This window comes from Mesotoga sp. UBA6090 (genome assembly GCF_002435945.1).
Lineage (GTDB): Bacteria > Thermotogota > Thermotogae > Petrotogales > Kosmotogaceae > Mesotoga.
On record NZ_DIXC01000067.1, the window covers coordinates 1 to 4,573 of the forward strand.

Consider the following 4,573-nt stretch of genomic DNA (forward strand, 5'->3'; position numbering starts at 1 on the left):
GAGTACCTTCGCTTCTTCTAATGGAGGAGGCTGCCCGAAGCGTTTTCGAAGAGATTCAAAGATACAGAGTAAGCCGGGCAGTTGTCCTCTGTGGCGGCGGCAACAACGGTGCCGACGGGTACGTAGTGGCCAGGCTTCTTCTCGGCGACGGAATTGATGTTGCTGTTGTGCGGTGTTATACTCCCGCAAGCGATGATTGCAAAAGGAATGCAGCAATTTATAGTTCTCTTGGAGGGCCGGCTGTGGACCTGGAAGAAACTTCCGCAGTGGAGGATCTGCTCAAAAGGGCCGACATAATAATCGATGCCGTTTTTGGAACGGGGTTTCATGGAAGTCTGGAGGGCAGCATCGCGAAGCTATTCGAATTTGTCAATGGGCTTAAAGCTTATAGATTGGCCGTGGACATTCCTTCAGGAGTCTCCGGGTTTGACGGCAGTGTTTCAGACTCATCGTTCAAGGCGGACAAAACCGTCACTTTCGGACTTGCGAAAGTTGGCCATTTTCTCTATCCTGGATGTGAATTCTGTGGCGAGATTCTGGTCGAGAGCGCCGGCTTTTCCAAGAAAATAATGAATTCTCTGGCCAATTCCGAAGTCATCGATGAAGAGGTTATCTCCGCCCTTCTGCCTGAAAGACCTCGTAACAGCTATAAGGGAAGCTACGGTTCTGTCCTGGTAACAGGCGGAAGTGAGGTTTACACTGGAGCTCCGTATCTCTCTGCTCTCGGCGCTTTCAGATCCGGATGCGGAATGGTTTACTCGTACACCCCAGGAGGATCTGCGAGCGTTATACGAAACAATCTGCCGGAAGCGATTGCTCTGGTGAGCGACGGCGACTTTCTTGGACCCAACGACATCAAACACCTCTCAAAATTGATGGACAGAATAGATTGCGTCGTAGTCGGTCCAGGAATCGGAAGAAAAGAGGACAGTGTCGAATTCGTATTGCAGTTGTTGAGGAGTTTCCCCGATAAGAGTTTTGTTGTAGATGCCGACGGCCTTTTCGCTATCTCAAAGGATCTCTCGGTCCTATCAAGGTCAATGAAAATTCTTATAACCCCTCACCCGGGAGAGTTCGGCCGGCTTAATGAAGGGAGAACAGATCTGGAGTCTTTCATGGGGTTCTGTTCCAGTCGCGGGACACGTGCGATTCTTAAGGGCGCTGCATCTGTTTTTTGTAACGCAAGCGGAAAGATATCGATCAACACAGCGGGAAACACAGGCCTCGCAAAGGCGGGAAGCGGTGATCTCCTCTCAGGATCGATTGCCGGTTTTGCAGCCCAAACAGGAGATCTCGACCAATCTGCGATACTGGGAATGTACTTCATGGGCAAAGCAGCCGAGCTTTCAAGAATTTCAGAGTCCTCAAATTCTGCCTCAAGAATTGCAGACTCCTTCTCACTTGTCTTTAAGCAGTTCGAGCAGAATGCAAAGGAGAAACTCCATGGAACTAAGCCATAACTTATCTCAGCGACTTGAGCAGAAACTCGGCCTCTCTCTGAAGGCTCAGCAGGCCCTGAAACTGCTTCAGCTCAATTCACTCGAAATCTCTGCCGAACTCGAAGAGATAGTACAGGCAAACCCTCTTCTTGAAATAAAGAGAGAAGACTACGAACTGATAGAAGAAAGCAAGGAAAGCGATAGAGAGCCTGAAGACGAGGAAAATATAGACGATGGAGATTATTACTCACTCCCTGCGAGCAACTCCATCTACATGAAACAAGAAAGCACGGATCGCGACGGCTGGGACTTCGACAGAATTGAAGCCCAACAGCCGACCTTCAGAGAGATACTCAGGGACTTTGCTTTCTACATACTTGACGATGACCTCTTCTGTCTCTTCGAGATTCTGCTGGATAACATGGACGATCTCGGAATGATTACCTCAGACCTTGAGACAATTGCCCGGGAAAATCACTGCCCCTTCGATGGACTCTCTGCAGTCATTTCGGCTATGAGGGACGGTGGCTTCGACGGCGTCTTTGCCTCGAATCGCGAAGAACTCGAAACCCTTATGGGGCCAGGCCTCTTCCCTTCATCGGGGTACAGCGATGGCTCCTATGTAAGATACGTCGAGCCGGACGTCTATATTGAGTTTCTCGATGAAAAGTTCATAGTCACCGTCAGGGATTACTCGCTCGTATTGAACGTTGATGAATCATATGAAGAGATACTTGAACGTGGCGAAAGGGCGGCAAGAAAATACCTTGAAGACAAGCTCGAAGAAGCAAAGTTTTATATAACGGCCCTTGAAAGAAGGAAAGCGACGCTTATCACAATCGGAAATGAGATAGTGATGAGAAATGCACCCTTTCTTCTGAAAACAAGCGACAAGATCAGGCCTTTAAAGATGAATTCGATAGCAGACAAGATAGGTGTCGTAGTCTCCACCGTCAGCCGCGCCGTGAAGGATAAGTTTGTTCAGACTCCTGTCGGGACCTTCCCGATCAGGTACTTTTTCGGCAACGTGCAGGAAAAGGAACAGGCCCTCGAAGTGATAGCCGAGATCGTCCGGGAAGACCCCGACATTTCAGACGCGCAGCTTGTAATCGAACTCAAGAACAGGGATATCTGCATTGCCAGGAGAACCGTCAACAAGTACAGACACCAGCTTGGACTGGGAAAATCAAAATGATGACAAAGGCAGTGCTTTTTGTCGGTGGGGAATATATATCTTCTACGGAATTCTACATGAGAAAGTTGCAGGAAACTTCTTTTGTGTCGGCCGCCGATTCAGGCGCCGAAATGCTCAGAAGTCTTGGAACGCATCCCGATCTCCTCGTTGGAGACATGGATTCGATAAGTGAGACAACTCTTGATTGGTGCAGAAGCAAAGGGTCTCTGATTCTAATCTATCCGTCTGAAAAAGACGACACAGACACCAAGATCGCGCTTCAGGCCCTTGAAGAAAGGGACATAGCGGAAGTCGAGATTTTTGGCGCCACAGGACTCCGGCTCGATCACTTCATGGGCACTCTTGCTTCAATCTACGGTGTGCGAAACACCTTGAAAGCAACAATAGTGGAGGACAGCGTGGAGATCGGAATGGTATCCAAAGAGCTGGTCTCCTCAGTAGAACTCGGTGAAATCTGGTCTCTGTTCCCCTTCGGAGGACAGCCGACCATGATCAGTCTTAAGGGCTTCAAATACTCTTTGAGAGATGCCTTTCTCGAGCACGGTAATCCTCTGGGGGTTTCAAACGAGACGAAAGAAAGCGAAGTACAGATTCTCTGCAAGGGAGGTACTGTCCTATACTTCAGATGGTTGAAAAAGCAGTAATAATTTCAGACACACACGGCTCTCCTGGGCCAGTGAAGAGAATACTTGAGAGAAACGGCGAAGACCTTTTGATCATTCACTGCGGAGACTTCCTGTATCACGGCCCCAGGAATCCTCTTCCTGGTGACTACGATCCAGCAAAACTTGCTGCGCTTTTGAGACAGTATTCCAGAAGAATCGAAAGTGTGAGGGGGAACTGTGACAGCGAAATTGATCTGATGCAGATCGGTTTAGTTGACCTGCCTGAAGCGCGTACGCTCGTCATAAACGACATTGATCTCTTCATTTCGCATGGCCATAAGGAGTTCGGCCTTCCCTTCGAAGGAGGAATAATCATATCCGGCCACACTCACGTCTCCCATCTCTCCAGAGAAGGGAAGATCATATTTCTCAACCCCGGCAGTTCCTCTATTCCCAAAGATGGAACCGGTGGATCCTACGCAATAATCGACTTCGTAAAAGGTGCCATATACCTCAAGAGCATAGAAGGCCTCGAACTCAAAGCAATGGCTCTTTAGGAGCGCCTGCTTTCCGTAAACATGTTACTGAACCCATGATATAATAAGTATCTGGGTGATGAATATGGTTTTGAGATGGCATGGACATTCCTGTTTTTCGCTTGAGTGCGACGAAAAGACTCTTTTGATCGACCCCTTCGACGAGGGTGTCGGTTATGACATGCCCCCGGTTAAGCCGGACATTATTCTGGAATCCCATCAGCACCACGACCACAATGCTCATGATAGATTCGAGCAGGGATTCGTGCTGATAAACGAAACCGTCAGCAAAACTGTGCAAGGGTTCAAGATTGAAGGTCATTCAGTATTCCACGATGACGTACAGGGAAGGAAACGAGGAAAGAACATAATTTTCGAAGTTACGTCCCCGGACGGATTCAGAGTCGTTCATTGCGGAGACCTCGGCCACAAACTTGATTCAGAGCTTCTAGATCTCCTGAGGAGCCCCGATGTTCTGCTTGTGCCTGTGGGCGGGTTCTACACAATCGACGCGAAACAGGCAAGAGAGCTAACAAGAGATCTAGCTCCCTCGTACGTCGTTCCGATGCATTTCAAAACAGAAGCCCTGGCCTTTGAGCTGGGGAGAGTTGAAGACTTTCTGTCTGGCGACCCGTTTGAACAGCTTGAAGAACTGAAGCTGGAAGAAAAGGCCAATGTGGGAACCAGGATAGTCGTCCTCAATTATCGTTGATCGAGGGCATAATATGGATGAAAAGAGAATTGTATCTCTCCTTGGAATTGGAAGAAGAGCCAACAAGGTTGTGTTTGGTAAAGAGC

The 4,573-nt window shown here is 48.7% G+C and carries 5 protein-coding genes; all 5 read left to right on the plus strand.

What is annotated here, in order from left to right; translation table 11 throughout:
- A partial coding sequence (locus tag B3K42_RS10990; RefSeq protein WP_292598789.1) for an NAD(P)H-hydrate dehydratase occupies positions 1 to 1,460 on the plus strand: 1,460 nt, incomplete at its 5' end.
- Positions 1,444 to 2,634, plus strand: a complete 1,191-nt coding sequence (locus B3K42_RS10995; protein WP_110990599.1) for an RNA polymerase subunit sigma-54 — start codon at positions 1,444 to 1,446, stop codon at positions 2,632 to 2,634. The genes B3K42_RS10990 and B3K42_RS10995, both read left to right, overlap by 17 nt.
- Positions 2,634 to 3,278 (plus strand): thiamine diphosphokinase, encoded by a 645-nt coding sequence (locus tag B3K42_RS11000; RefSeq protein ID WP_292598792.1) that lies wholly within the window; start codon positions 2,634 to 2,636, stop codon positions 3,276 to 3,278. The genes B3K42_RS10995 and B3K42_RS11000 overlap by 1 nt, the downstream gene beginning before the upstream one ends.
- A gap of 32 nt (positions 3,279 to 3,310) precedes the next feature.
- Positions 3,311 to 3,796, plus strand: a complete 486-nt coding sequence (gene yfcE, locus B3K42_RS11005) for a phosphodiesterase (protein WP_258367299.1) — start codon at positions 3,311 to 3,313, stop codon at positions 3,794 to 3,796.
- Positions 3,797 to 3,860: 64 nt separating this feature from the next.
- Positions 3,861 to 4,487 (plus strand): MBL fold metallo-hydrolase, encoded by a 627-nt coding sequence (locus tag B3K42_RS11010; protein WP_258367301.1) that lies wholly within the window; start codon positions 3,861 to 3,863, stop codon positions 4,485 to 4,487.
- Positions 4,488 to 4,573: the final 86 nt, after the last annotated feature.

Coding starts and splice junctions, on each gene's coding strand:
- B3K42_RS10995 (WP_110990599.1), top strand. CDS start 1,444: ATGGAACTAAGCCATAACTTATCTCAGCGACTTGAGCAGAAACTCGGC.
- B3K42_RS11000 (WP_292598792.1), top strand. CDS start 2,634: ATGACAAAGGCAGTGCTTTTTGTCGGTGGGGAATATATATCTTCTACG.
- B3K42_RS11010 (WP_258367301.1), top strand. CDS start 3,861: ATGGTTTTGAGATGGCATGGACATTCCTGTTTTTCGCTTGAGTGCGAC.